This window comes from Sphingomonas sp. TDK1 (assembly GCF_001650735.1).
Taxonomy (GTDB): domain Bacteria; phylum Pseudomonadota; class Alphaproteobacteria; order Sphingomonadales; family Sphingomonadaceae; genus Sphingomonas.
The window spans coordinates 1-24,914 of record NZ_LXVY01000048.1 but is presented as its reverse complement, the minus strand read 5'-3'; the positions used below and the strand labels follow the sequence as shown (position 1 = coordinate 24,914).

The window sequence follows — 24,914 nt, the reverse complement described above, 5'->3', positions numbered from 1 at the left end:
GCGCGCGCGCCAAACCCAAAGTTCAGAATTCGATGGAGAGAGCTGCCTTGACCCTCGAAGCGATCGTGCCCTTGCCCCCAGACTGGCCCAAAGCTCCGCTTGCTGCCGTGGATGCGATGCTCACCGCACCCGGCGCGAAGTTTGAAATGGAAACCGTGGAGATCCGCGGCGTGCCGACGCGCGTGTGGAAGAATGCGCCGCCCACGGCCGCCATCCTCGCGCGGCTGGCGCGCGGCTATGGCGATCGGCCGTTCACCATCTATCAGGACGAGCGGGTCAGCTACGAGGCCAATTATCGTGCGACCTGCCACCTGGCATCCTGGATGCAGGCCAAGGGCGTGGCCAAGGGCGACCGCGTCGCGCTGGCGATGCGCAACCTGCCCGAATGGCCGACAATCTTCTTCGCCGCGGTGAGCATCGGTGCGATCCTGGTGCCGCTCAACGCGTGGTGGACGGGTGCCGAGCTCGAATACGGCATGCAGGATTCGGGCGCCAAGCTGCTGTTCGTCGATGGCGAGCGGCACGAGCGGCTGAAGAACTGCTATCATGTGCTGTCCGATCTGGAGCAGGTCGTGGTGAGCCGTGCCTGCTCGCCGCTGGAGGGCGATGCGGTCGCGCTGGAGTCGATCCTGGGGCCCTGCAACAGCTGGGCGGCGCTGCCCGACATCGCCTTCCCGGAAGTGGGCATAGCGCCCGACGACGACGTCACGCTCTTCTATACCAGCGGCACCACGGGCAATCCGAAGGGCGCGGTGGGCACGCACCGCAATTTGATGACCAACATTCTCACCGCCGGCTATTCGGTGGCGCGATCGATGCTGCGGCGGGGCGAGGTGCCGCCAACCGCGCCGCCCTACAAGGTAGGGCTATTGGTGATCCCGCTGTTCCACGTCACCGCCTGCAGCGCCGGACTGATGGCGCTGATCGCGGCGGGCGGCACGGTGGTGTTCATGCGCCGCTGGGAGCCGATCGAGGCGATGGAGATCATCCAGCGCGAGAAGGTCAACCAGACCGGCGGCGTGCCCACGATCGCCTGGCAGTTGCTCGAGCATCCCGAGCGGAAGAAGTACGACCTGTCGAGCCTGGAGAGCATCTCCTATGGCGGTGCGCCTTCCGCACCGGAATTGGTGAAGCGTATCTTTCAAGAGTTCGGCGCGCTCCCCGGCAACGGCTGGGGCATGACCGAGACGATGGCGACCGTTACCCATCATATTGGCGAGGACTATCTCGCCCGCCCGACCAGCGCCGGTCCGCCGGTGCCGGTGGCCGAGCTCAAGATCATGGATCTCGAAGGCACGCGCGAACTACCGCTGGGCGAGGTCGGCGAGCTCTGGGCGAAGGGACCGATGATCGTGAAGGGCTATTGGAACAAGCCCGAGGCGACGGCGGAAACTTTCCGCGACGGCTGGGTGCGCACCGGCGACCTCGCGCGGCTGGACGAGGAAGGCTTTCTTTACATTGTCGACCGGGCCAAGGACATCATCATCCGCGGCGGCGAAAACATCTACTCGTCCGAGGTGGAGGATGTCCTCTATGCCCATCCCGCGGTCACCGATGCTGCGCTGATCGGCATTCCGCATCGTACGCTGGGCGAGGAGCCGGTCGCGGTGGTTCACCTGGCACCGGGGACGAGTGTCACCGAAGCGGAGCTGCAGGCCTTTGTTCGCGAGCGGATCGCGGCATTCAAGGTGCCCGTGGCAATCCGCTTCTCGGCGGAGACGCTGCCTCGCAACGCCAACGGCAAGATCCTGAAGAAGGATCTGAAGGCGCTGTTCCTAACCCACCAGGCGGCGTGAGAAATCTCCTATCCTCCCCCGGCGGGGGAGGATTGGTCCTTTCTTTTCCTGTTCAGCTTCCAGTCCCCCTATTGCAAGCGGAAGGGGCGCGCATTGCAGGTGAAACTGACGCGAAGTCAGTCCACGAGGTGGATCGCCGTCCCCGCCGCCGCAGCCGCTGCCGCGATGTCTTCCGGCGGAGCCCGATCGGTCACCAGATCCTGCACATCGCCGAACTGGGCTACGTGGACAAAGCCCGGCTTGTTGAACTTGGTGGCGTCGCATAGCACCGCCACGCGCCGCGCCCGGGGCAGCAGGCTGCGCTTGAACGTCGCCTCGCCGGCGTCGAAATCGAGGAAGCCCCGCGCCGCGTCCACCGCGCCCATCGACAGCACCGTAAGGTCCGGGGCGAACTGACGGCAATAGTCGATCGGCTCGCTGCCGAAAGCGGCATGATAGTCGAGGTCGACCGCGCCGCCTGCGACGAACAGCCGCTGGCCGGGATGGCCGAGTACCTGCGCGGCGATCTCGATGCTGTTGGTGATCACGGTGAGGTCGCGCATCTGGCCCAGTGCACGCGCCAGCCATAACGTTGTCGTGCCCGAATCGAGCATGAGCGTCATGCCGGGCTGCACCAGTGCTACTGCCCGCTCGGCGATGCGCTGCTTTGCGTCGGCTTGGTCGCGCAGGCGCTGCCGATAGGGAGGCTCGAGCACGCCACCGGGCAGGCACACGCCGCCATGGATCTTCCGTACCCGGCCGGTCTGCTCCAGCTGGCGCACGTCGCGGCGAATGGTCTCCTCGGATACCTCGAAGCGGTCGGCCAGCTCGCCGATCGACCAATGGCCGCGCTGCCCGAGCAATTCGAGCATCGCCGTCAAGCGCGCATTCTGTGTCGCGCGGCCATTCGGGACTCTGGTCGCAATATCCGGCTTTTCCATGATGGGGCCTGTGTATCAGCGGGGTTGGGCGGTGAAAACCCACAGGTGAACGTTCAAAACCACACGAAACAACATCGAATGTCACAACGCCGTCATCAACCCCGCCTAGGCGCCGCTCCGGGGCAGCCGGGGCAGGCGCGCCCACATCTCAAGGGAGGGCAAAATGGGATTCACCTACCGCGCGGCGCTTGCCGCGCTGGCCGTTGGCGCAAGCTGCATCTCGATGGCCGCCGCTGCGCAAGACGCGCCGGCACAGGACCAGGATGGCGGCGAGATCGTTGTGAACGGTTACATTGCCTCGCTCGCCAAGGCTCGCGAGTTGAAGCGTCAGTCGAACATCATGAAGGACGTGATCGTCGCCGAGGACATGGCGAAGTTCCCGGAACTCAACCTCGCCGAGTCGATCCAGCGCCTCCCGGGCGTCGCGATCAACCGCGAGGCCGGGGAGGGCCGCCGCATCACGCTGCGCGGCCTCGGTCCCGATTTCACCCGCGTCCAGCTGAACGGGATGGAAGTGCTGGGCAATGTCGATTCCGCGATGGACAGTCGCGGCCAGCGTTCGCGCGACCGCGCCTTCGACTTCAATATCTTCGCCTCCGAGCTGTTTTCGCGCGTCGAAGTGGAGAAGAGCTACCAGGCGTCGCAAGCCGAAGGCGGCATGGCCGGCACCGTCGGTCTGTTCACCGCCAAGCCGCTCGAGCAGAAGCAGGGCCTGACCGGCGCGATCTCAGCCAAGCTCGGCACCAACAGCTTCACGAAGGACGCCCAGCCGCGCGTCGCCGCGATGCTCGGCCAGAATTGGGGCGATCGCTTCGGCATCCTCGTCTCGGTCGCCTATTCCAAGCGCAAGACCGAGGAGCAGGGCTACAACACCTATTCGCCGAGCCAGTTGAGCGCGAGCAAGATCGCCGGCTATCTGGGCAAGGGGCTCGACATCTCGGCGCTCTCCGCCGAGCAGCAGGCCAAGTTCAAGTCCGGCGACCTCGTGTTTGCGTCGGGCAATCGCCTCTCCGTCTGGGACGCCAGGCAGGAGCGTCTGGGCCTGACGCTCGCCACCCAGTGGCGGCCGGCCGACAATCTGCTGTTCACCCTGGACGGCCTGCATGGCGAGTTCACCACGCGCCGCGATGAATATCACCTCGCGACGCGGCCCGATAACACCTCGGGCTCGGTGATCTTCGACACCGGATCGAAGATCAATTCGATCCATTGGGACCGCACGAACTTCGTCGATGCGATCAGCGTCGACAACGCCACCTATGCCAGCGAGCACCGTCGTTCGCTCAACAAGAACAAGTTCAACCAGATTGCGCTGACCGGCAAATGGGAGGCCAGCGACAGCCTCACGTTCGACGGCCATGTCGGCTATGAGGATTCGAAGTACACCACGCCGTACGACGACAAGCTGTACCTGCGCGCGCAGGGCGGCATGACCACCACCTACGACGCCGATGGTGCCGGGGCCACCAACACCTATCGCTGGAACACCACGGATCCTTCCAAATACACGTTCAAGGAATTCTATTTCCGTGAATTCTGGAACAAGACCAGCCTGAAGGAAGCCGTTGGCAACGCGGCGCTGAAGCTGGACGACATATTCACGCTGCGCGCTGGCGGCAGCCATCGCCGGTACGAAACCTCCGGCTCGGAAGTGTATAACGACGGCCAGTTCCATGCGGTTACCGGCACGCCGGTGACACCCTATGCGGTGGTGTTCAGCCAGAACAAGGCGGCGAGCTGGGTCACCGGCGACTATGCCAAGGCGTTCGCGACCTACAACGCCGCCCACACCGTTGCCGGTGCCACCGACATCGAGAACACCTACAAGGTGACCGAGTCCACCGCAGCAGGCTATGGCCAGCTCGAGTGGAACGCCCCGCTGGGCGGCATGCGCCTGCGCGGCAATCTGGGGCTTCGCGCCTATTTCACCAATCTGGACAGCAACGGTCTGATCACCAACAGCAATGACACGCCGATCGGCGGCAACGTCACCAGCTCGCATTATTCAGGCGTGCTGCCGACGCTCAACGCCACGCTGGAAGTGACGCCGAGCTTCCTGATCCGCGTCGCGGCGGCGAAGAACATCAACCGTCCGGGCCTCAGCTCTGTCGCGGCGGCGGGCAGCGCCAATGCGGACAGCGGCAAGATCACCGCGAGCGTCGGCAATCCCTATCTGAAGCCGTATAAGGACAACGCGATCGAGGCGTCGGCTGAATGGTATTTCGGCAAGGTCGGCTTCGTCTCGGTGGGCGTGTTCCACAAGGACATCCGCAACCTTGTCATCTCGCAGACGCTGAAGAACGTGCCGTTCAGCACCACGGGTCTGCCGCTCTCGACGCTGCCGGGCGTGACGGCGACCACCAATGTCGATGAGTTTACGCGGCCGGTGAACCAGGCCAAGGCCTATGTCACGGGCGTCGAGCTCGCCGCGCAGGGCAACTTCACCTTTCTGCCCGCGCCGTTCGACAAGCTGGGCATGGCGGCGAACCTGACGCTGCTCGATTCGAACGCTCCGAACAACGGCGTCGATAATCCGATCCCCGGTCTGTCGAACACCAATGCCAATGCGACCCTCTATTACGAGACCGGCCGCTGGGGCATCCGCGGCTCGATGAACTATCGGTCCTCCTATCTGCGCACCGCCTATGACGGCAAGGATCCGACCAGCAAGGATGGGTTCGACGGCACGATCTATGTCGATGCGGCGGCGTTCTTCAACGTGACCGATCGCGTGCGGCTGACGCTCGACGCGATCAACCTTACCAACGAGACCGAGGTACAGTTCAACAGCATCTACCACCGTCTCCACAACGAGACGCGCAGCGGCACCACCGTGTTTGCGGGCATCGGCGTGAAGTTCTGAGTTTCCTCTCCCCGAGGATCCACCTGACCGGCCCGGGCTTTGCCCCGGGCCGGTTTTTTTGCAGGCGCGCTTGCCGCACACGGATCTGAACCGCAGGCGTTCGGTCGGATGATCGGCAACTTCAAGGAGTGGTTCACACCCGCCTTCCGGGCCGGTCGCGTGCAGCCTGGCCGGCGCGGCATGGGCCGGGAGACATGGCCGCAGCCGAACGCTATGAGCCCCGCATGTCCCGGCTGCTTCTGTTCAACAAACCCTTCGGGGTCCTGTCCCAATTCACCGACCGCGGATCACCGACCCTCCGGTCGACATTGTCGGACTTCATCGATGTGAAGGGCGTCTATCCCGCGGGGCGGCTCGATCGGGACAGCGAGGGTCTGCTGCTGCTGTGCGATGACGGGCGGCTGCAGGCACGCATCGCCGATCCACGTTTCAAGATGCCCAAGACCTATTTCGTGCAGGTTGAAGGGGATCCGCAAGAGCGGGACCTGGATGGGCTGCGGCGGGGCGTCCGGCTCAAGGACGGCATGACCCTGCCTGCCGAGGTTGTGCGTATCGACGCGCCGGAGCTCTGGCTGCGCGATCCGCCGATACGCCAGCGCAAGTTCATCCCCGACAGCTGGCTGAAAATCACTATTCGCGAAGGGCGCAACCGGCAGGTGCGGCGGATGACGGCGGCGGTCGGGTTGCCCACCCTGAGGCTGGTCCGGTGGTCGATCGGCGCCTGGTCGGTCGCCGGCATCGCGCCGGGCCGGTTCGAAGAGGTTTCCAGCCCGGGCGTGGGGAAGGGCGGCACAACGGGCCAGTGATGCAGCGCGGCGAGGGTGCTGGAAACCGGCTGGGATTGCGAAGCACCGCGACGCTGCAGGCGGTTGCCGCCGAGCGCGAAAGCTGATTTGAGGCATTGCAGCGGGACCAGGACGGCCTACGCCCGGCGCTTGCAAGGGCTGGATGGGGTGCTTCCAGTGTCTCGCGATCGAGCTGCTTGCCCCTCACGCGGACAAGGCCAATCGGCAGGGTTTTGGATTCAATGAATTATCGTCACGCCTTCCATGCCGGCAACAGCGCCGATGTCGTGAAGCACAGCTTGCTGATCGCCCTTGTCCGGGCCTTGCAGCAGAAACCGGGCGCGTTGACCCTGATCGACACCCATGCCGGATGCGGGCTCTACGACCTTGGCAGCGACGAGGCCCAGCGCACCGGCGAAGCCGCACACGGCGTGTTACGGGCCTTTGCAGACGCGAACCCCTTGCTGGACGAGTATCGCGCTGCCGTACGGGCGGTGAATGTCGGGTCCGAGCCGCAGCTTTACCCAGGCTCGCCGCAGTTTTTGGCGCAGCTCCTGCGCCCGCAGGATCTGCTCATCCTCAATGAAAAGCATCCCGAAGACGCGCAGGCCCTGCGCGGCGCAATGCGCGGCATGCCTGCTGCCATCCACGAGCGTGATGCCTATGAGCTGTGGCTGGCGATGCTGCCGACGCGCACGGCGCGTGGCGTGGTGGTTGTGGATCCACCCTATGAGCAGACCGACGAGCGCGCCCGCATCACCGCCACGCTCGCCGCGGCGCACCGCAAATGGGCGCATGGCGTGACGGTGATGTGGTATCCGCTGAAAGATCGTGCGACTCACCAGCAGTGGAAGAGCAAGTTGCGCAGGCTCGGCATCCCAAAATTCCTGTCGGTGGAGCATTGGTTGTATGATGCCGATCAGCCCGGCATCTATAACGGCGCGGGTCTTTTCATCGTCAATCCGCCTTACGCTTTCATACAGGCGCTGTCTCCAGTGCTGGAAGCTCTCCGGGCCGCACTGGCGCCGGAAGGACATAGAAGCGAGATCACGGCGGATTGGTTGAACGATTGACCGCGCGGCTTGTCGCGGTTCTGTCCCTCCGGACTAAATGGTATCGTTGGTCCGCTTTCAGAGGATCGGCTTGCATCGCGAGATTCATCGTATGGCGGGCAATGTTCGCCATTCAGGTCTGCTTGGCCGAGCTTCAGGAGTGGACGTTCGTTTGGTGTTAGCTGACGCGCATTCCGGGCGGGACCAGGGCGGAACACTTGTCTGCAAACTCCTGCCGAAGCGCGGCGGGTGCGATGGGGAAATCATATGATGTTCGGTTGTACGTTGCAACGAGCGGAGCCCCCTCCCTCAAAGCGGCTAGCACGGGATCACTGATCGAAAATTTGAACTCGAAAGCCGTTTGATTCCCGATCCCGAGTAGATCGGGATTGCCAGAACGTACGACAGTGCCGAATCTCACCGAAAGTGAAGGCTGCGGCCACTTCTGAACCGCCGTCCACCCTCTCACCTGGACGGTAGTTTCAGTGCCGCTACAGGTCATCACCAAGCGCGGTTTGAACCGCACCGGGTCTGCCGGAGGCCTTGGGTTGTGAGTCACACTGCCATATCGAGGTTTCTTGCGGCAGCATAATATTGCTCTTCGGCTTCGGCAGGCGGGATGTTGCCAATCGGCTCCAGCAGCCGACGATGGTTGAACCAGTCGACCCATTCGAGCGTGGCATATTCGACGGCTTCGAAACTGCGCCACGGTCCACGCCTGTGGATCACCTCGGCCTTGTAGAGACCGTTGATGGTCTCGGCTAAAGCGTTGTCGTAACTGTCTCCGACGCTGCCAACCGATGGCTCGATACCGGCTTCGGCGAGGCGCTCGGTGTACTTGATGGACACGTATTGCGACCCGCGGTCGCTATGATGGATGAGGCCGCCTCGATGGGCCGGCCGGCGGTCATGAAGTGCCTGCTCAAGCGCATCGAGAACGAAGCTGGCATGCGCCGTCCTGCTTGCTCGCCAGCCAACGATCCGCCTGGCGTAGGTATCGATGACGAACGCGACATAGACGAACCCCGCCCAGGTCGCGACGTAGGTGAAATCCGACACCCACAGCATGTTCGGCGCTGGCGCGTAGAACCGGCGGTTGACGTGATCGAGCGGGCACGGCGCAGCCTTGTCGCTGACCGTCGTGCGAACAGGCTTGCCCCGGATCACGCCCGCCAAACCCATCTCCCGCATCAGTCGTTGCACGGTGCAGCGCGCTATCGGGAAGCCCTCCCGCATCATCTGCCGCCAGACCTTGCGCACGCCGTAGACCGCGAAATTCTCGGCAAACACGCGTGCGATCTCAGGCTTCAGGGCGACATCCTGCTGCGTCCGTGTCGACAGACGTGTCATGTCCCGTCGCTGCGCGACGCGCTCGTGATAGGTGGATGGGGCGATCGGCAGGACGCGGCAGATCGGCTCGACCCCATAAGCATCGCGGTGATCATCGATAAACGCGATCATCGCCGGAACGGGCGGTCGAGCTCCGCCTGGGCAAAATATGCCGACGCCTTGCGGAGAATCTCGTTGGCCTGCCGCAGCTCGCGGACTTCGCGCTCCAGCGCCTTCACCTTGTCGGCGACCTCGGTCGGGACACCGGCACGCCTACCGCTATCGACCTCGGCCTTCTTCACCCACTCAAACAACGTCTGCGGAACGCAGCCGATCTTCTCCGAGATCGAAACGATAGCAGCCCAGCGTGACGGATGATCGGCCTCGTGATCCAGCACCATACGCACCGCGCGCTCGCGGACCTCGGGCGCAAATTTGTTCGTCGTCTTGCTCATACTGGCTCCACCTTCTCAGGAGTTGGAGCCTCCGGCAAACCCGGCGCGGTTCAGTTTACCTTGCTCGTAATAGCTGATTGCAGGTCGGCTCGGGGTCATTCCTGCAATATCCCAATGCGGATAATCTTCGAGAGGTATGATAGGAAACAATAGATTCGTGAGGACCGTTATCATAGGGATGTCCTTCGAAAAGATGCGCTGGGGCAGATGTTACCACGGAATTTCACTTAGCCAACGGTTATCAACCGATGATGCCTGCCATTATCTGGAGATAGAAGGATCCGCCGATGAAAAAGATTGATACGTTGGAGGTGCTAATTCAACATATTGTCGTCTGAGGTGGAGCCTAAAGCACACTGTCCGATCCTCACATATTCTCGGCCGTTCGATGCAACGGGGTAGTCGAAGCTCCCCCTTCGTTCGGGAAGAGCGGTGCCAGCCTGCTTCCGGCCGCGCCAGCGGACAACTACGCACGCGCCGCGCCATCCAGGGCTTGAACCGCATGCGCGAGGATGCTGCCAGCAGACACATCCTCTTGCGCCTGATTGCGCAGCCACCCGAAATCGCATTTGAGCATGACACGGGTCGCATCCGGCGCGAAGACGACGAGATCACGCCAAGCCAACAGCGCGCTTACGGTCAAATCTCCCGGGTAGAGGTCGCATTCAGCCTGCGGGTACCTTGCGGCGAAGGTCGCTACAGGAAGCGCTAGCCACCGCAATCCGAGGCGTTGTCCTACAAGCATACGGCATTGCCCGCAGCTTAGGTCCCTTGCGGGGCCGACCCAAGCTTCGGCTACGCGACGTGACAACCCCGACCAAGAGGCGCCAATCCCGCCCTTGCTTGTATCGCCGGTGAGGTCGGAGAGCGAAACGGGGGGCAGCGCGACGTCAGGCAAGAAATCGAGCAGACGGGCAGTGCCATGATAGGTATCGATCATTGGGGATTGGTACCCGCTATCCGCAACCAGCCCATGAACGTCTGCCGACAAGCGCAACCTTCCCGCGTACCTTGAAACGTCGTTTGTTCTTCTTTGGGGTTTGCCAGCAAGCGCAAACCGTCACGTCCTTGCCGCTTGCGCCGTTGCCAAGTCCGCGATGATGCCGCCCTCCTCCCATTCCGGCATGCGGGCAACGACGTCGCCGCTCGGTGATACGATGGCGGTACATCCATAGCTTCGGTGGTCCGCGACCGTTCCGGTCACATCGGCGGACGCGACCCAGCACCCGGTCTGCCGCGCGCGGGCAACGAGATTCGCCAGGCTCTTTTCCCGCCAGCGATCGGCGGTCTGCGATCGGAGCAGGTTGTTTAGCGGATACAGGAGGAGTGCCGCGCCTTGCTCGGCCAGCCGCGCCGCGGCGTCCGGATGGTTGGCGTCATTGCAGATGTTGATCCCGTAGCGCATGCCGGCTGTGGAAAACACGGGGAAGGCGGTGCCGGGCGTGATGGACGGTTCGTTGGGATGCGCCTTGGCATAGCGCCCGATGATCTGCCCGCGCTCGATCACCAGGGCATGGTTGAACAGGCGGCGGCCCACGCTTTCGAACGCGCCGATCACCAACGTGGGGCGTAGATCCCGCACCTGGGCACGCAGAAGGGCCAAGGCGCGCGGTGCTTCCAAAGCCCGCGCCCGGATCACCGCGGCGTCATAGGAATGTCCGAGCAGCCAGGCTTCGGGGAACAGCACCAGCCCGACTCCCTCTGCCGCAGCCCAGCGCAGCCGATCGACGATGGTGGCGATCGCGCGTTCGGCATCGTCGAACAGCGGGGGGCATTGGACGGCAGCGATGCGCATGAGCCGAGCGTTCAGTCGCCGGCAACCACGCGTCGGATCGCATCGTGCCAGCTCGCGAGGCGCGCGGTCCGCACCTCCGCTTCCATCTGCGGTTCGAAGGTGCGTGTGGTGCCGCGCATCATCACCGCATCGTCCAGGCTGTTGAACATGCCGCAGCCCAAGCCTGCGAGCATCGCCGCGCCCAGCGCCGTCGTTTCGGCGAAATCCGGGCGGTCGACAGGGAGGGCGAGCACGTCGGCAAGGTCTTGCGCGATCCAGTCGTTGGCCACCATGCCGCCGTCGATCCGCAACCGAGCCCATTGCGCGCCGTCCGCGGCGAAGGCGGTCTCGAGATCATGGCTCTGATGCGCCATCGCTTCCAGCGCCGCGCGCACGATATGCGCCCGTCCGACCGAGAAGCTGAGACCGGAGATTGCGGCGCGCGCCTCCGGCTCCCACCAGGGCGCACCCAAGCCGGTCAGTGCCGGCACGCAATAGACGCCGCCATTGTCCGGCACCGAGCGCGCCAGCGTCTCGGTCTCGGGGGCGCTGGCGATCAGCTGCAGCGAATCGCGCAGCCACTGCACCAGGCTGCCGGCAACGAAGACCGATCCTTCCAGCGCATAGGTCCGCCGTCCGCCGAGCTGCCATAGCACGGTGGCCAGCAGCCGATGCCGCGAGCGCGGTTGCAGCGTGCCGGCGTTGGTCAGCACGAAGGCACCCGTGCCGAAGGTCGCCTTCGTGTCGCCCGGGGTAAAGCAGGCCTGGCCGATCGTCGCCGATTGCTGGTCGCCCGCCAGGCCGCAGATCGGGATCGCGCCGCCGAATATGCGCGTCATCCCGAAACGCCCGGCGCAATCGACGATTTCCGGCAGCGCGGCGCGCGGCGCTTCAAACTGGTCGACAAGGCCGTCGCTCCAGCCGCCGCTGCCCAATCCCATCAGCAGCGTGCGGGAGGCGTTGGTGGCATCGGTGATGTGCAGTCCGTCGGTGAGCTTCCACACCAGCCAGCTCTCCACCGTGCCGATCGCCAGACGGTCACCCGCGGCCTTGAGCTGTGGCCAGTTCTCCATCGCCCAGGCGATCTTGGTGCCGGAAAAATAGGGATCGAGCAGCAGGCCGGTACGCGCCTGGATGCCGGGTTCCTCGCCCGCTTCGCGCAGCTTCAGGCACAAGGGGGCCGTACGGCGATCCTGCCAGCTGATCGCGGGGGCCAATGGTTCGCCGGTCGCCTTGTCCCAGAATACCACCGTCTCGCGCTGGTTGGTGATGCCGATCGCCGCGATTCGCTTGGGGCCGCCCGCCAGATTGACCATCGCCGCAGCGCAGGCATGGCTCTGCCGCCAGATCTCGCCTGCATCATGCTCGACCAGGCCGGGTCCCGGATAGTGCCGGGTCAGTTCTGCAGATCTGCTTGCAACGCATTGGCCGGATGGCGTGAAGAGCATCGCTCGGGTCGAGGTGGTTCCCTCGTCGATCACCAGAAGCAATTCGGCCATGAGAATGAGGCTAGCTGGCAACAGATGTCGCCGCAATTGCGCCGTGTTAGGGCCGCGCATTGCCGCGACATGCTCGCGTCTCTACACTGTACCAGAAAGGGATTTCGCGTGGACCAGCGTACGGGCTTGATGGGCGGTGATAGAGATGGGGATGGGGACCTTCCCGACCCGCTGCTGGCCGGCGATCTGCCCGAGCAATGGGAGGGCGAAGAACCGGAACCCAGCCTGCGCCGCGATCGGCTGATGGCCGCGATGGTGCTGATTGCCGGCATGGGACTGGTGCTTGCGCTGCCTTTCGCGCTGCAGGCGGGCGCCCGCTTTTTCCTGCCGGTGACCGCATCGCTCGTCATCGCGATCGCGCTGGTGCCGCTGCTCGAATGGCTGGAGCGGCACCGGTTGCCCGCGCCGATCGCGGCGTTCATCTGCGTGCTGCTGTTCCTCACCGCGGCGAACGTCGCGCTTGCTTCGATCGTCGTGCCGGCCTGGCAGTGGATCCGGCGGTTGCCGGAGAGCATTCCCAAGATTCAGCATAATCTGGAACCGCTGATCCGCTTCTATTCGAACCTCGAACGGTTCGTGAACAAGACGCTGAACAACTTCGCCTCGGCGCCCGTGCGCCAGCCGGTTGTGCAAGCCGCCCAGCCGCCGACGTCGCTGATGGACCTGTTCACCACCTCAGCTCCTTCGGCGCTCATCGAGATGTTTTTCGCGATTCTCGTCATCTACTTCTTCCTTTCCGGCTGGACCCGGCTGCGCCGCCGCGCGATCACCAGCCGCTCCAGCTTCGGCGGGGCAATGGCGACGGCGCGGGTGATCCAGGACGTGGTGGACGATACTTCCGCCTATCTGGGCACGATCACGCTGATCAACTTCACCCTCGGCCTGATCGTCGCGGGCGCATTGTGGCTGATGGGCATGCCGACGCCGCTGATGTGGGGCGGCCTCGTCGCGCTGCTCAACTATATCCCGTATATCGGCCCGGTGATCGCCGCGCTGTTGCTCGCGGTCGGTGGGCTGATGTCCTATGCCGATATCGGCACGGCGATGGTGCCGCCGGCGATCATGATCGCTGCCCACCTCGTCGAGGCGAACGTCGTTACCCCGCTGATCGTCGGCCACCGGCTCACCATCAACCCGATCATGATCCTGATTTCGCTCAGCTTCTGGGGCTGGGTCTGGGGTACCACCGGCGCGCTGCTGGCGGTGCCGCTGCTGATCATCATCCAGACCGTGCTTAACGCCGCCGGCAAGCCGGACATCGCCGGATTCCTGTTCGAGCAGGGGACGTTGGTGCGCGATCCGACGGACAATCGTTCGCGTCGTCGCGCGAACCTCGATCAATCCGGTTGACAGCCCGAAAACACGCGGCTAGGTCCCGCCTCCTCGCTTGGCTCAAGCGGGTGTAGCTCAGTTGGTTAGAGCGCCGGCCTGTCACGCCGGAGGTCGCGGGTTCGAGCCCCGTCACTCGCGCCACTCGCCTTGCGGGACTCCAGATGGAATCCGGCGGCGATTGGCCGTCCAAGATTTCCTCGCTTGGTTTCAAGCGGGTGTAGCTCAGTTGGTTAGAGCGCCGGCCTGTCACGCCGGAGGTCGCGGGTTCGAGCCCCGTCACTCGCGCCACGCGGTGCATGTCCCCGAAACGAGGGAATGCCCGCTGGCCTTGGCCTTTGCAGCCTCACCAATATTTGCGCTAAGCCGCTGCGATGATCCGCACTTCTGCTCGCGCGCTCGCGCTTTCCGCACTTCTCCTCGCCACCACCGCCTTTCCCGCCTCGGCCCAGATCGCTGCCGACCCGGCGCGAATCGAGCAGACCGTTCGCACGCTCGCCTCCGATTCGTTCGAGGGCCGCGCGCCCGGCACCCGCGGGGAGGACCGCACGCTCGGCTATCTGGTCGCGCGCTTCGAGGCGCTGGGGCTGGAGCCTGCCGGTCCGGACGGCCAGTGGCTTCAGAAGGTCCCGCTGCTGCACACCCGCCTTGGTATGCCGCAGACCCTGCAGTTTGACGGCCCGAAAGGCGCGATCCCGGTCGAGCAGTCCAAGGATCTTTACGTGTCCACGATTCGCCCCGACGCTGCGGCGCGAATCACCAACGCGCCGGTGGTGTTTGTCGGCTATGGCGTCACAGCACCTGAGCGGCAGTGGGACGATTTCAAGGGGCTGGACCTGAAGGGCAAGGTCGCGGTGTTCCTCGTCAACGATCCGGATTTCGCGGCAGCAAAGGGTGAGGCCGTCGCCGGCAGGTTCGGCGGCCGGACGATGACCTATTATGGGCGATGGACCTACAAGTTCGAAGAAGCGGCGCGGCGCGGCGCCGTAGGCGCGCTGATCGTCCATGATACGCCCGGTGCCGGCTATGGCTGGAACGTCGTGGTGAGCAGCGGCGGCGAGAATTACGACATCGTCCGCAAGCCCGAGGACCTGACGAGCGTGGCGCTGCAGGGCTGGCTGGAGGGCGGGGCTGCCACGCGGCTGTTCGCCGCCGCCGGACTCAATCTGGCCAAGCTGCGGATCGAAGCGCGCAAGGCAAGCTTCCGGCCGGTGCCGCTCGAAGGCGTCCGCTTCACCGCCGACGTTCCGGTGACGGCCGAGCAGGTCGACAGCTACAATGTCCTCGCCAAGATCCCCGGCAGCGAACGGCCCGACGAAGCGGTGATGTTCGGCGCGCACTGGGACGCGTACGGCGTCGGGAAGCCCGATGCGAAGGGGCGCATCTACCGTGCGGGCGCCAATGACGATGCGCTCGGCATCGCCGGCCTGCTGGAGATCGCCCGCGCGCTGAAGGCTGCCCCGCCGCCCAAGCGCAGCATCGTCTTCGCGGCCTGGACGGCCGAGGAACGCGGATTGCTGGGCTCGCTTTATTATACCCAGCATCCGGTGGTACCGATGGCCAAGACGGTCGTGAACCTCACCATCGATATCCTGCAGACGGCGGGCCTCGCCAACGACGTGGTGCTAGTCGGCAAGGGCCAGAACACGCTGGAGGACGACATGGGGCGCGTCGCCGCGACGCAGGGCCGTCGGGTAACGCCGGAGGGGCTGCCCGAGCGCGGCCTGTTCTACCGCGCGGACCATTTCTCCTTTGCCAAGCAGGGCGTGCCGACGCTGCTGCTGATGGGCATCGCGGGTGCGTCGGACCTGAAGCAGGGCGGCGTCGCGGCCGGACAGGCTTGGATCGATGCCTATACCGGCCAGTGCTATCATCAGGCGTGCGACGCCTGGGGGCCGGACTGGAACCTCGCCGGCGCGGTGCAGGATATCGATCTGATCGGCACGATCGGTGCGGAACTGGCGAATGAGTCGGCCTGGCCGACGTGGAAGGCGGGATCCGAGTTCAAGGCGATTCGGGAGCGAAACGGGGCGGCAAGGTGATTCGCTTGAGCGCCATTAGTGCAATCAACCACCAGTCAGAATGTCGTCGTTCTCATTCAGCTGCAAAGTGCGTGGGCAGTGGATGTCGTACCAGAACGTGATCAGTCGATCATCGTTGGAGCCATTCATCCAGCAAGCGCTTTAGAAGGTTAAGAAATACCTCTTTTTATTCGGAGAAAGGCGCGCTGGCTCATCGGCGCCAGCGCCCCGTCTCCATCCAGCGCAGCAGCGGCTTGAGCGGCAGGATCCACACGATCCCCAGCGCCAGATACACCAAGGTTTGCACCAGGATCGGCAGGCGCCCGATCTGCCCCGAAAAGCTTGCGACCAGCACCACCCACACCAGGATCAGCGCGACGATCGCCAGCGCGCCGGCAGGCTTGCGCCAGCTCGGGCTCATGGTTCGGCGTGCCAGCGCATGCCCTGCTCGGTCACGATCGCGTGGAGCGGCACGTCCCAGATGTCGGCGGGGAGGGCGGGCACTTCCTGCGCGGACCACGCCACGCCCACCCGCCATGCAGCCTCGAAGCGGGCAAAGGCGCGGTCGTAATGGCCGGCGCCTTGGCCGAGCCGGTTGAACCGCGGATCGAAGCCGATCAGCGGCGTCAGGATCACGTCAGGTGCGATTTCCGGGCTGGACGGGTCCGGCTGCCGCAATCCGAACGGCCCGGCAACCAGCGGGGCGCCCATTTGCCAGGCGAGGAAGCGGATCGGCGTCGCGCGGTCGATCACATGGGGCAGGGCCAGCGCACAGCCGCGTTCGGCAGCGGCGGCGGCGAGCTGGGTCGGGTCCGCCTCGCTCCCCACGGGGCAATAGGTCGCCACGATCATCCCGGGTGTCAGCCGTTCGACGAACGCTTCCGGCGCGCGGATCGCGGTGCTCGATTGCGAGGCGAACAGATCGCGCTCTGCACGCAGTCTGGCGCGGAGGGCGGGCTTTTCATTCAGCATCGGGTTGGCAGCATCGGTGTGACGGGAACCACCATGGGCCGTTGGCCTGAATATCCACCGACGCACAGAACGTCAGGTGGGAACCATGTGTTGCAGACCAGGATCTGCACAGGGACAGCTCCCATGGATGAAGATTATAGCCTCAGGGATAATTGCTAAGGCTCGCACCGGGCAGTTCCCGTCACGCCTCTATTTAGGATGGTTCGCTGCGTTCCTCAAGGGCTGCCGCAACGGCTTCCAGCCGATCGGCGACCCGCACGAGCAATTCGTCGGAAACGGCAGGCGCGGCCACGGGGGCCGGAGCGGGCGGCGGCGGCGCGCGCTCGGCCTCGTCCAGCGCATCGGCCAGGATCAGCGCGAGGTAGAGCAGGGTGCGTTCGCCGCCCTGGCTGCCACCGGCGCGCATCGCGGCATCGGCATGGCTTGCGATCCGCGCTTCCAGTTCGCGAAGGTGCGGCATGTCTTCTTCGCGCGCGGAGACCGTGTAGCTGCGCCCGGCCACCTGCAGCGTAATGTCGGCCATCAGGCTTCGTCCTCTTCGTCCCCGGTCGGCTCCGGCTCGTGCTCGGCATCGCGCTCCTGCGCGATCAGGGCGTCCAGCTCGAAGATCGCCGACTCGATTCGGCTTCGCAACAATGCGTTTCGCTCCTCGAGCCGGTTATGCGCGTGGGCCTGGGTCGCCGCGGCGACTTCGATACGCTTCAGAGCCCGTTCGATACGATCTGCTACTAGGTCGGACATCGTCTCGTCGGATAGCATGGATCGCCGCAGCGGCAAGGCCGACGCGGTATAATGCATCGCAGGAACCGGGCAGCCGGACGGTTGACGTGGCGGCCCGGCGCTTCCAAAGGCGTGCGCGACCAAACGGGGAATATCACGTGACAGCATCCTTCGCCGATTGCGCCAACGCCATCCGCGCGCTTTCCATGGACGCGGTCGAGGCCGCCAATTCGGGTCACCCCGGCATGCCGATGGGCATGGCCGATGTCGCGACCGTCCTCTTCCAGCGCTATCTGAAGTTCGATCCCGCCGATCCCGCCTGGCCTGATCGGGACCGTTTCGTGCTGTCGGCCGGCCATGGCTCGATGCTGCTCTACTCGTTGCTGCATCTGACCGGCTATGCCCGCCCGACGCTGGAGGACATCAAGAACTTCCGCCAGATCGGCAGCCCCTGCGCCGGCCACCCGGAGAATTTCGAGCTGGCGGGCGTCGAGTGCACCACCGGCCCGCTGGGCCAGGGCCTCGCGATGGCGGTGGGCATGGCGATCGCCGAGCGGCACCTCAACGCGGTGTTCGGCGACGATTTGGTCAACCACAAGACCTGGGTGATCGCCGGCGACGGCTGCCTGATGGAAGGCATCAACCACGAAGCGATCGGCATCGCGGGTCACCTGAAGCTGAACCGCCTGATCGTGCTGTGGGACGACAACAAGATCACGATCGACGGCGCGGTGTCGCTCTCCTCAGTCGAGGACATCCCGGCGCGCTACCGGGCGACCGGCTGGCATGTCGTCGAATGCGACGGCCATGACGAGGCGGACATCGTCCGGGCGCTCGACGAGGCGGTCGCCAGCGACAAGCCGGTGCTGGTCAAGTGCCGCACCGTGATCGGCCGGGGCGCGCCCAACAAGCAGGGCACGTCCAAGGTCCACGGCTCGCCGCTCGGCAAGGACGAAGTCGCCGCCGCGCGCGCCGCGCTCGGCTGGAATCACCCGGCGTTCGAGATCCCGCAGGACATCCGCGACGCCTGGCTCGCCGCCGGTGCCCGTGGCGCCGCGCCGCACGCCGCCTGGGCCGAGCGCCTCGCAGCCCACCCGGATCGTCTCGGCTGGGAACGCCGCGGCGACGTGCAGCCGAACCTGCTCGAGCCGCATGTCCAGAGCCTGCTCGCCAACCCGCAGAAGGTCGCCACCCGCAAGGCGTCCGAGCTGGCGCTGGAGGCGGTCAACGCGATCCTCGACGAGACGATCGGCGGCTCGGCCGATCTCACCGGCTCGAACAACACGCTGACCAAGGGGCTGCAGCGGCTCGACGCCGACAATTACGGCGGCCGCTACCTCAATTACGGTATCCGCGAATTCGGCATGGCCGCGGCGATGAACGGCATGGCGCTGCACGGCGGCGTGATCCCCTACGGGGGCACCTTCCTGGTCTTCGCCGACTACGCCCGCGCCGCGATCCGCCTCTCCGCGCTCCAGCATGCTCGCGTCGTCTATGTGATGACGCATGATTCCATCGGTCTCGGCGAAGATGGCCCCACGCACCAGCCGGTCGAGCATCTGATGAGCCTGCGTGTCATCCCCAATCTCGATGTGTGGCGCCCGTGCGACGTCGTCGAAACGGCCGAGGCCTGGGAAGCCGCGCTCGCCAAGACCGACGGCCCCGCACTGATCGCGCTCAGCCGCCAGAACCTGCCGCAGTTGCGCACCGAAGCGGCCGAGAACCGTTCGGCGCGTGGTGCCTATGCGCTGCTGGAGGCGGAAGCGCCCCGCAAGGTGGTGCTGTATGCCACTGGCTCGGAAGTCGAGATCGCGGTTGCCGTGCGTGAGGCCTTGGAAGCCCAGGGCATCGGCGCCGACGTCGTCTCAGTACCGTGTTTCGAGCGTTTCGATGCGCAGGATGCCAGCTACAAGCGCGACATCCTCCCGACGGATGCGCTCAAGGTGTCGATCGAGGCGGGCACCACCTTCGGGTGGGAGCGCTATACCGGAAACGATGGTTTGCGCTTCGGTGTCGATAGCTTCGGCGCCTCGGGCCCCTATCTAAAGCTCTACGAACATTTCGGACTCACTGCGGACGCCATCGTTCCGCAGATCCTCGCTAAGCTGAACGGAGAACAGGCATGACGAAGGTTGCGATCAACGGTTTCGGACGTATCGGCCGTCTGGTGGCACGTGCGATCCTCGAGCGCCCGGAAAGCGGCCTTGAGCTGGTCACGATCAACGACCTCTCGGACGCCAAGTCGAACGCTTGGCTGTTCTCGCGTGACAGCGTCCACGGCAAGTATCCGGGCACGGTCGAAGCGGACGGCAACGACATCGTCGTCGACGGCAAGCGCATCAAGGTGACCGCCGAGCGCGACCCGGCCAACCTGCCGCATGCCGAGAACGGCGTCGACATCGTGCTGGAGTGCACCGGCTTCTTCACCGATCGCGCATCGGCCCAGAAGCACATCGACGCCGGCGCCAAGAAGGTGCTGATTTCGGCGCCGGGCAAGAATGTCGACCTTACCGTCGTCTACGGCGTGAATCACGACAAGCTGACCGCCGAGCACACGATCGTCTCCAACGCATCGTGCACAACCAACTGCCTGGCGCCGGTCGCCAAGGTCCTCAACGACGCGATCGGCATCGAGCGCGGCCTGATGACCACGGTCCACGCCTATACCAACGACCAGAAGATCCTCGACCAGATCCACCCGGACCTGCGCCGTGCGCGCGCCGCTGCCATGTCGATCATCCCGACCACGACGGGTGCCGCTCGCGCCGTTGGCGAAGTGCTGCCGGAGCTCAAGGGCAAGCTCGACGGTTCGGCCGTCCGCGTGCCGGTGCCGGACGGCAGCCTCGTCGACCTCACCTTCATGCCGAAGCGGGACACCTCGGTCGAGGAAGTCAACGCGGTGCTGAAGGCTGCGTCGGAGAGTGGTCCGCTCAAGGGCGTGCTGGTCTACACCGCCGATCCGATCGTATCGGCAGACATCGTGCACACCCCGGCCTCGTCGACCGTCGACAGCCTGGAAACCGCGGTGATCGACGGCAAGCTGGTCCGCGTGGTGAGCTGGTACGACAATGAATGGGGCTTCTCCAACCGCATGGTCGACACCGCGACCGTGATGGCGGGGTTCTGATCTAAAGGCCCTTCGCGTAAGCGGAGGGCGCTTCTAAATATCCCTCCCGCTAGCGGGAGGGATTAGGGGAGGGGAGGACGGCTGCACGGGCGATCGGCCCGAGGATCAGCGCCTCCCCCGACCCCTCCCGCTAGCGGGAGGGGGGCGCAGGTTGCGAGCGCTCTGCCATCAGGATGCCGCTCGCGCCGCAATTCAAACGCGAGGGGTTCAGCATGGCGCGCACTTTCAAGACGCTCGACGACATGGGCGATATCACCGGCAAGCGGGTGCTGGTCCGCGAGGACCTCAACGTGCCGATGGCCGACGGCAAGGTGACCGACGATACGCGTCTGCGCGCCGCGATCCAGACGGTTGCCGAACTCGCAGACAAGGGCGCCAAGGTTCTCGTTCTCGCGCATTTCGGTCGGCCCAAGGGCAATCCCAGCGCCGAACTGTCGCTCGCGCAGGTCGTCAAGCCGTTCGAGCAGGTGCTCGGCCGCCCCGTCCGCTATATCGACTGGGAAGGCGATGCTGCGTCGGTCGCGACGCTCAACGACGGCGACATCGCGCTCCTCGAAAACACCCGCTTCTTCGGTGGGGAAGAGAAGAACGATCCCGCCGTGGTCGATCGCTTCGCGTCGCTCGGTGACCTCTATGTCAACGACGCCTTCTCGGCCGCGCACCGAGCGCATGCCTCGACCGAAGGCCTCGCGCACAAGCTTCCCGCTTTCGCCGGTCGCCAGATGGAAGCCGAGCTCGACGCGCTCGAAAAAGCGCTCGGTACGCCCGAGCATCCGGTCGCCGCGGTGGTCGGCGGTGCCAAGGTTTCGACCAAGCTCGACGTGCTCAAGCACCTTGTCGCCAAGGTCGATCACCTGATTATCGGCGGCGGCATGGCCAATACCTTCCTCGCCGCGCGCGGCGTCGATGTCGGCAAGAGCCTGTGCGAGCATGACCTGACCGGCACCGCCGAGGAGATCCTGGACGCCGCTGATGCCGCAGGCTGCACCGTCCACCTGCCGTACGACGTGGTGGTGGCCAAGGAGTTCCGCGCCAACCCGCCGGTCCGCACGGTCAACGTCCATGAAGTCGCCGCGGACGAGATGATCCTCGATGTCGGCCCCGCCGCCACCGAGGCGCTCGCTGATGTGCTAAAGACCTGCAAGACGCTGGTTTGGAACGGTCCGCTTGGCGCGTTCGAGATCCCGCCGTTCGATGCGGCGACCGTCTCGCTCGCCCGCACCGCGGCCGCGCTTACCAAGGAAGGCCAGCTCGTCTCGGTCGCCGGCGGCGGCGACACGGTGGCCGCGCTGAATCAGGCAGGCGTGGGCGGTGAGTTCAGCTTCGTCTCGACCGCCGGCGGCGCCTTCCTCGAATGGATGGAAGGCAAGGAACTACCCGGCGTCGCCGCACTGGCGCGCTGACCAGCCAAATCCTCCCCCGCTTAGGGGGAGGTGTCAGGCGCAGCCTGACGGAGGGGGAGGAGGCACGCCTGCCAGTTGGTCGCCGACCTCCCCCCCCTCCGTCGCCTACGGCGCCACCTCCCCCTGGCGGGGGAGGATCAGATCGCTCTCAAGCCGGTCGCGGTTCCCGCAGCAGCGGCACCAGTTCGCGGTTCAGGTCGTCGAGATCGAACGCCGCGGCCTTGGCGTAGCGCAGCACCCCTGCGCGATCGATCACATAGTTGGAGGGCACCGCGCCATCGATCGCGCCGTACGGCCCCCTGATCTTCTTCGTCGGCTGGATCGTCAGCTTCTCGAACAGCGGCTTCAGTTTATAGAGCGGTACCGAGTCCTCGGTGCTCAGCGCATAGACCCGCATGCCATGTCGGCGGTTGATCGCGTAATAGGTGTCCAACAGCGGTAGTTCGCGGCGGCACGGTGCGCACCACGTCGCCCAGATGTTGAACACCACGACATCGCCGCGCATGTCGGACAGCTTCACCTTGCTCCCGTCGAGCAGCGTCAGCTCGGCTTCGGGCGCGGCTTCGCCCAGCTTCGGGCGCGGACCCGCGAGCGCCGGGCCCGCCGGCAATAGCAGTGCTGCACTCCCCTGCAGCACGCGACGTCTATTCCACACGAGTCGATCCCCCTTATTGCCCCGTCCGCAGGCTACTGCCGCCGCACAGCGCGTCAATCAGGGCCTGCCATCCTACCAATGGGATACCAATCGCTCGGCAGGTAACGGAGCTGTTACGCAGCTGCGGAAATAGTTTTGCTCCGCAGCAACTCGGCAACGTTGTCAGCCTTTTCGTAAGGGAAGGGGCGCGATACGGACCCCTCGGTATCACCATTCAGAGGGACATCATGGGCATCACACCGGCCGTCAAAGCGATCCTCGACAATTACGGCTCCGACAATCCGGGCGTGAAGGCGAACCTCGCGCGCATCCTGATGCAGGGCAAGCTCGGCGGCACCGGCAAGCTGATCATCCTGCCGGTCGATCAGGGTTTCGAACATGGCCCGGCGCGTAGTTTCGCGGTGAACCCTGACGCCTATGATCCGCACTACCATTTCCAGCTTGCGATCGACGCCGGTCTCTCGGCCTATGCCGCACCGCTTGGCATGATCGAAGCGGGTGCCGACACCTTCGCCGGCCAGATCCCGACGATCCTCAAGGTGAACAGCTCGAACAGCTGGGCGACGGGCATCGACCAGGCGGTGACCGGTGGCGTCGACGACGCGCTGCGCCTCGGCTGCTCGGCGATCGGTTTCACCATCTATCCCGGCGCCGACGGCGTGTTCGAGATGATGGAAGAGATCAAGGAAATGCGCGCTCAGGCCGCCTCTGTCGGTATCGCGACGGTGATCTGGTCCTATCCGCGCGGCGGCAAGCTGACCAAGGACGGCGAACTGGCGCTCGACGTCGGTGCCTATGCCGCGCACATGGCGGCGCTGCTCGGCGCGCACATCATCAAGGTGAAGCTGCCCAGCGCCAATATCGAACAGGCCGAGGCCAAGAAGCTCTATGAGGGCACCGACTGGTCGAACCAGGGCGATCGGGTGCGCCATGTCGTGCAGAGCTGCTTCGCCGGCCGCCGCATCGTCGTCTTCTCGGGCGGGGCCGCCAAGGGCGCCGATGCCGTGTACCAGGACGCCCGCGACATTCTCGCCGGCGGGGGGCAAGGTTCAATCATCGGCCGCAACACCTTCCAGCGGCCGCGCGCCGAAGCGCTGGCGATGCTCGACAAGCTGGTCGCGATCTACAAGGGCGAGGAAGCCTGAAACCTGCCCCGGCGGCGCTGGCGGGGTTCGTCCCGCACGGCGCCGCCGTATAACGGCTGCACCCGCTGCTTGACCCCGGAGGACAGGGGGTGGAAGGCCCGCCGGCAAAGGCGGTAGAGTTCCGCCCACATTCAGCAGCGGAGTATTCCATGTCCGACCCCTTCGATGATCTCGAAGACGAAGCGAACCTCGAAGGCTTTGCCGAGAAATTCGTCCGTGACGATCGTCGCCCGCCCTGCCAGCTCTATCTGATCTCGCCGCTCGACGTGACCGGCGGCTTTGCCGATCGCTTGCGCCGCGCTCTGGATGCCGGCCCCGTTGCCGCCTTCCAGTTCCGGGTAAAGGATGTCGACCAGCACCAGGCCGCCAAGCTCGCCGAGCCATTGCAGCGCATCTGCGCGGATGCCGAGGTCGCCTTCCTCGTCAACGACAGCGTCAGTCTCGCCAAGCGTCTCGGTGCGGACGGCGTGCATCTGGGGCAGGGGGATGGCGACGCCCGCGAGGCGCGCGTGATCCTCGGGCCCAACGTCCAGATCGGCGTGACCTGCCACGACAGCCGGCACCTCGCGATGGAAGCCGGGGAAGCGGGGGCCGACTATGTCGCGTTCGGCGCCTTCTATCCGACCAGCACCAAGACGACCGAGCATCGCCCGGAGCCGGTGATCCTGTCCTGGTGGTCGGCGCTGTTCGAGATTCCCTGCGTGGCGATCGGCGGCATCACCCCGGCCAATGCAAGCCCGCTGGTGCAGGCGGGTGCGGACTTCCTTGCGGTCAGCCATGCCGTCTGGGGCAGGGATGAAGCCGAAGCGGTGCGTGCCTTCGCTGCGATTCAGGGGATGCAGGGCTGATTCTGGCGAGATTTGCCGCTGATTCGGCGGGAATGGTCATCAAACGGTCATTCCCGCCGCGGTCCTCTACGATCAAAACCCACGAATTTCCGCCATTTTCCGGGCCGCTGTCACGAAAAAGACAGAAAGTTTCATTTTCTCGTTGACGGGTGGGAAGCTCCCGCATAGAAGCCACTCCACCGACGCGGTGCTCTTCAACGGAACGCAGCGACGGTCACCGA

21 protein-coding genes, 2 tRNA genes, 1 other RNA gene and 1 other annotated feature are annotated in these 24,914 nt (G+C 65.1%); of the genes, 13 read left to right on the top strand and 11 right to left on the bottom strand.

Annotated features, from left to right (window positions below; genetic code table 11):
• Positions 1 to 47 precede the first annotated feature (47 nt).
• Positions 48 to 1,796: a class I adenylate-forming enzyme family protein gene (locus tag A7X12_RS23020; RefSeq protein WP_232318662.1), complete on the top strand. Its 1,749-nt coding sequence runs from the start codon at positions 48 to 50 to the stop codon at positions 1,794 to 1,796.
• Between the two features lie 116 nt (positions 1,797 to 1,912).
• Here the strand turns inward: A7X12_RS23020 and A7X12_RS23015 are convergent, their stop codons facing one another.
• Positions 1,913 to 2,647, bottom strand: coding sequence for a DeoR/GlpR family DNA-binding transcription regulator (locus A7X12_RS23015; RefSeq protein ID WP_064314096.1), 735 nt, complete (start codon positions 2,645 to 2,647; stop codon positions 1,913 to 1,915).
• Positions 2,648 to 2,879: 232 nt separating this feature from the next.
• Here A7X12_RS23015 and A7X12_RS23010 point away from each other — a divergent pair, with 232 nt between their 5' ends.
• The 3 genes from A7X12_RS23010 to A7X12_RS23000 all read left to right on the top strand — a co-directional run bounded on the left by A7X12_RS23010 (position 2,880) and on the right by A7X12_RS23000 (position 7,437).
• A complete protein-coding gene (locus A7X12_RS23010) occupies positions 2,880 to 5,579 on the top strand; it encodes a TonB-dependent receptor (protein WP_064313782.1) in 2,700 nt (899 codons plus the stop codon).
• Positions 5,580 to 5,803: 224 nt separating this feature from the next.
• Positions 5,804 to 6,385 (top strand): pseudouridine synthase, encoded by a 582-nt coding sequence (locus tag A7X12_RS23005; RefSeq protein ID WP_064314095.1) that lies wholly within the window; start codon positions 5,804 to 5,806, stop codon positions 6,383 to 6,385.
• A gap of 221 nt (positions 6,386 to 6,606) precedes the next feature.
• Positions 6,607 to 7,437, top strand: coding sequence for a 23S rRNA (adenine(2030)-N(6))-methyltransferase RlmJ (locus tag A7X12_RS23000; protein ID WP_064313781.1), 831 nt, complete (start codon positions 6,607 to 6,609; stop codon positions 7,435 to 7,437).
• Positions 7,438 to 7,971: 534 nt separating this feature from the next.
• On the opposite strand, the gene A7X12_RS22995 is transcribed toward A7X12_RS23000, so the two are convergent.
• From A7X12_RS22995 to A7X12_RS22980, 4 genes are all read right to left on the bottom strand, one after another.
• A protein-coding gene (locus tag A7X12_RS22995) for an IS3 family transposase (protein WP_157105700.1) occupies positions 7,972 to 9,200 on the bottom strand; the annotation gives its coding sequence in 2 pieces (ribosomal slippage) (positions 7,972 to 8,912 and positions 8,912 to 9,200; 1,230 coding nt in all).
• Positions 8,803 to 8,919, bottom strand: a sequence feature (AL1L pseudoknot). It overlaps the preceding gene by 117 nt.
• A 466-nt stretch (positions 9,201 to 9,666) precedes the next feature.
• Complete coding sequence (locus A7X12_RS25755; RefSeq protein ID WP_157105699.1) at positions 9,667 to 10,140, bottom strand: hypothetical protein; 474 nt, start codon at positions 10,138 to 10,140, stop codon at positions 9,667 to 9,669.
• A gap of 120 nt (positions 10,141 to 10,260) precedes the next feature.
• Complete coding sequence (locus tag A7X12_RS22985) at positions 10,261 to 10,995, bottom strand: carbon-nitrogen hydrolase family protein (RefSeq protein ID WP_064313779.1); 735 nt, start codon at positions 10,993 to 10,995, stop codon at positions 10,261 to 10,263.
• 11 nt (positions 10,996 to 11,006) lie between these two features.
• The gene (locus A7X12_RS22980) at positions 11,007 to 12,473 is read right to left on the bottom strand and encodes an FGGY family carbohydrate kinase (RefSeq protein WP_064313778.1); all 1,467 of its coding nucleotides are present in this window, start codon (positions 12,471 to 12,473) and stop codon (positions 11,007 to 11,009) included.
• Between the two features lie 129 nt (positions 12,474 to 12,602).
• Between A7X12_RS22980 and A7X12_RS22975 the strand changes: the two genes are divergently transcribed.
• The 4 genes from A7X12_RS22975 to A7X12_RS22960 all read left to right on the top strand — a co-directional run bounded on the left by A7X12_RS22975 (position 12,603) and on the right by A7X12_RS22960 (position 15,844).
• Positions 12,603 to 13,823, top strand: coding sequence for an AI-2E family transporter (locus A7X12_RS22975; RefSeq protein ID WP_443029321.1), 1,221 nt, complete (start codon positions 12,603 to 12,605; stop codon positions 13,821 to 13,823).
• A gap of 46 nt (positions 13,824 to 13,869) precedes the next feature.
• Positions 13,870 to 13,946: transfer RNA gene (locus A7X12_RS22970), tRNA-Asp, on the top strand.
• A gap of 70 nt (positions 13,947 to 14,016) precedes the next feature.
• A tRNA-Asp gene (locus A7X12_RS22965) sits at positions 14,017 to 14,093 on the top strand.
• A gap of 83 nt (positions 14,094 to 14,176) precedes the next feature.
• Complete coding sequence (locus A7X12_RS22960; RefSeq protein WP_064313776.1) at positions 14,177 to 15,844, top strand: M28 family metallopeptidase; 1,668 nt, start codon at positions 14,177 to 14,179, stop codon at positions 15,842 to 15,844.
• A gap of 190 nt (positions 15,845 to 16,034) precedes the next feature.
• Here A7X12_RS22960 and A7X12_RS22955 read toward each other — a convergent pair whose 3' ends face one another.
• The 5 genes from A7X12_RS22955 to A7X12_RS26520 all read right to left on the bottom strand — a co-directional run bounded on the left by A7X12_RS22955 (position 16,035) and on the right by A7X12_RS26520 (position 17,683).
• Positions 16,035 to 16,244 carry a DUF2842 domain-containing protein gene (locus A7X12_RS22955; RefSeq protein WP_064313775.1) on the bottom strand — a complete coding sequence of 70 codons (210 nt, stop codon included), beginning with the start codon at positions 16,242 to 16,244 and terminating at the stop codon, positions 16,035 to 16,037.
• Positions 16,241 to 16,795 (bottom strand): 5-formyltetrahydrofolate cyclo-ligase, encoded by a 555-nt coding sequence (locus tag A7X12_RS22950; protein WP_064313774.1) that lies wholly within the window; start codon positions 16,793 to 16,795, stop codon positions 16,241 to 16,243. The genes A7X12_RS22955 and A7X12_RS22950 overlap by 4 nt, the downstream gene beginning before the upstream one ends.
• A 21-nt stretch (positions 16,796 to 16,816) precedes the next feature.
• Positions 16,817 to 16,976: non-coding RNA, 6S RNA (ssrS, locus tag A7X12_RS22945), on the bottom strand.
• Positions 16,977 to 16,988: 12 nt separating this feature from the next.
• The gene (locus A7X12_RS22940) at positions 16,989 to 17,318 is read right to left on the bottom strand and encodes a cell division protein ZapA (protein ID WP_064313773.1); all 330 of its coding nucleotides are present in this window, start codon (positions 17,316 to 17,318) and stop codon (positions 16,989 to 16,991) included.
• Positions 17,318 to 17,683, bottom strand: coding sequence for a hypothetical protein (locus tag A7X12_RS26520; RefSeq protein ID WP_232318661.1), 366 nt, complete (start codon positions 17,681 to 17,683; stop codon positions 17,318 to 17,320). The genes A7X12_RS22940 and A7X12_RS26520 overlap by 1 nt, the downstream gene beginning before the upstream one ends.
• Here A7X12_RS26520 and tkt point away from each other — a divergent pair.
• The 3 genes from tkt (at position 17,674) to A7X12_RS22920 (ending at position 22,045) form a co-directional block, all read left to right on the top strand.
• Positions 17,674 to 19,641, top strand: a complete 1,968-nt coding sequence (gene tkt, locus A7X12_RS22930) for a transketolase (protein WP_064313772.1) — start codon at positions 17,674 to 17,676, stop codon at positions 19,639 to 19,641. The genes A7X12_RS26520 and tkt overlap by 10 nt on opposite strands.
• Positions 19,638 to 20,642, top strand: a complete 1,005-nt coding sequence (gene gap / locus A7X12_RS22925) for a type I glyceraldehyde-3-phosphate dehydrogenase (protein ID WP_064313771.1) — start codon at positions 19,638 to 19,640, stop codon at positions 20,640 to 20,642. The genes tkt and gap overlap by 4 nt, the downstream gene beginning before the upstream one ends.
• A gap of 212 nt (positions 20,643 to 20,854) precedes the next feature.
• Complete coding sequence (locus tag A7X12_RS22920) at positions 20,855 to 22,045, top strand: phosphoglycerate kinase (RefSeq protein WP_064314093.1); 1,191 nt, start codon at positions 20,855 to 20,857, stop codon at positions 22,043 to 22,045.
• A 148-nt stretch (positions 22,046 to 22,193) separates the two neighbouring features.
• On the opposite strand, the gene A7X12_RS22915 is transcribed toward A7X12_RS22920, so the two are convergent.
• Positions 22,194 to 22,700 (bottom strand): TlpA family protein disulfide reductase, encoded by a 507-nt coding sequence (locus A7X12_RS22915; protein WP_064313770.1) that lies wholly within the window; start codon positions 22,698 to 22,700, stop codon positions 22,194 to 22,196.
• Between the two features lie 227 nt (positions 22,701 to 22,927).
• Between A7X12_RS22915 and A7X12_RS22910 the strand changes: the two genes are divergently transcribed.
• Positions 22,928 to 23,845 carry a class I fructose-bisphosphate aldolase gene (locus A7X12_RS22910; RefSeq protein ID WP_064313769.1) on the top strand — a complete coding sequence of 306 codons (918 nt, stop codon included), beginning with the start codon at positions 22,928 to 22,930 and terminating at the stop codon, positions 23,843 to 23,845.
• Between the two features lie 149 nt (positions 23,846 to 23,994).
• Positions 23,995 to 24,693 carry a thiamine phosphate synthase gene (gene thiE, locus A7X12_RS22905; protein ID WP_064313768.1) on the top strand — a complete coding sequence of 233 codons (699 nt, stop codon included), beginning with the start codon at positions 23,995 to 23,997 and terminating at the stop codon, positions 24,691 to 24,693.
• Positions 24,694 to 24,914: the final 221 nt, after the last annotated feature.

What these genes read in the sequence shown, in the direction of transcription:
- A7X12_RS23015 (WP_064314096.1), bottom strand. Translation starts at nt 2,647, where the DNA reads ATGCTCGAATTGCTCGGGCAGCGCGGCCATTGGTCGATCGGCGAGCTG.
- A7X12_RS23010 (WP_064313782.1), top strand. Translation starts at nt 2,880, where the DNA reads ATGGGATTCACCTACCGCGCGGCGCTTGCCGCGCTGGCCGTTGGCGCA.
- A7X12_RS23005 (WP_064314095.1), top strand. Translation starts at nt 5,804, where the DNA reads ATGTCCCGGCTGCTTCTGTTCAACAAACCCTTCGGGGTCCTGTCCCAA.
- A7X12_RS23000 (WP_064313781.1), top strand. Translation starts at nt 6,607, where the DNA reads ATGAATTATCGTCACGCCTTCCATGCCGGCAACAGCGCCGATGTCGTG.
- A7X12_RS25755 (WP_157105699.1), bottom strand. Translation starts at nt 10,140, where the DNA reads ATGATCGATACCTATCATGGCACTGCCCGTCTGCTCGATTTCTTGCCT.
- A7X12_RS22985 (WP_064313779.1), bottom strand. Translation starts at nt 10,995, where the DNA reads ATGCGCATCGCTGCCGTCCAATGCCCCCCGCTGTTCGACGATGCCGAA.
- A7X12_RS22980 (WP_064313778.1), bottom strand. Translation starts at nt 12,473, where the DNA reads ATGGCCGAATTGCTTCTGGTGATCGACGAGGGAACCACCTCGACCCGA.
- A7X12_RS22975 (WP_443029321.1), top strand. Translation starts at nt 12,603, where the DNA reads ATGGGCGGTGATAGAGATGGGGATGGGGACCTTCCCGACCCGCTGCTG.
- A7X12_RS22960 (WP_064313776.1), top strand. Translation starts at nt 14,177, where the DNA reads ATGATCCGCACTTCTGCTCGCGCGCTCGCGCTTTCCGCACTTCTCCTC.
- A7X12_RS22955 (WP_064313775.1), bottom strand. Translation starts at nt 16,244, where the DNA reads ATGAGCCCGAGCTGGCGCAAGCCTGCCGGCGCGCTGGCGATCGTCGCG.
- A7X12_RS22950 (WP_064313774.1), bottom strand. Translation starts at nt 16,795, where the DNA reads ATGCTGAATGAAAAGCCCGCCCTCCGCGCCAGACTGCGTGCAGAGCGC.
- A7X12_RS22940 (WP_064313773.1), bottom strand. Translation starts at nt 17,318, where the DNA reads ATGGCCGACATTACGCTGCAGGTGGCCGGGCGCAGCTACACGGTCTCC.
- A7X12_RS26520 (WP_232318661.1), bottom strand. Translation starts at nt 17,683, where the DNA reads ATGCTGTCACGTGATATTCCCCGTTTGGTCGCGCACGCCTTTGGAAGC.
- gap (WP_064313771.1), top strand. Translation starts at nt 19,638, where the DNA reads ATGACGAAGGTTGCGATCAACGGTTTCGGACGTATCGGCCGTCTGGTG.
- A7X12_RS22920 (WP_064314093.1), top strand. Translation starts at nt 20,855, where the DNA reads ATGGCGCGCACTTTCAAGACGCTCGACGACATGGGCGATATCACCGGC.
- A7X12_RS22910 (WP_064313769.1), top strand. Translation starts at nt 22,928, where the DNA reads ATGGGCATCACACCGGCCGTCAAAGCGATCCTCGACAATTACGGCTCC.
- thiE (WP_064313768.1), top strand. Translation starts at nt 23,995, where the DNA reads ATGTCCGACCCCTTCGATGATCTCGAAGACGAAGCGAACCTCGAAGGC.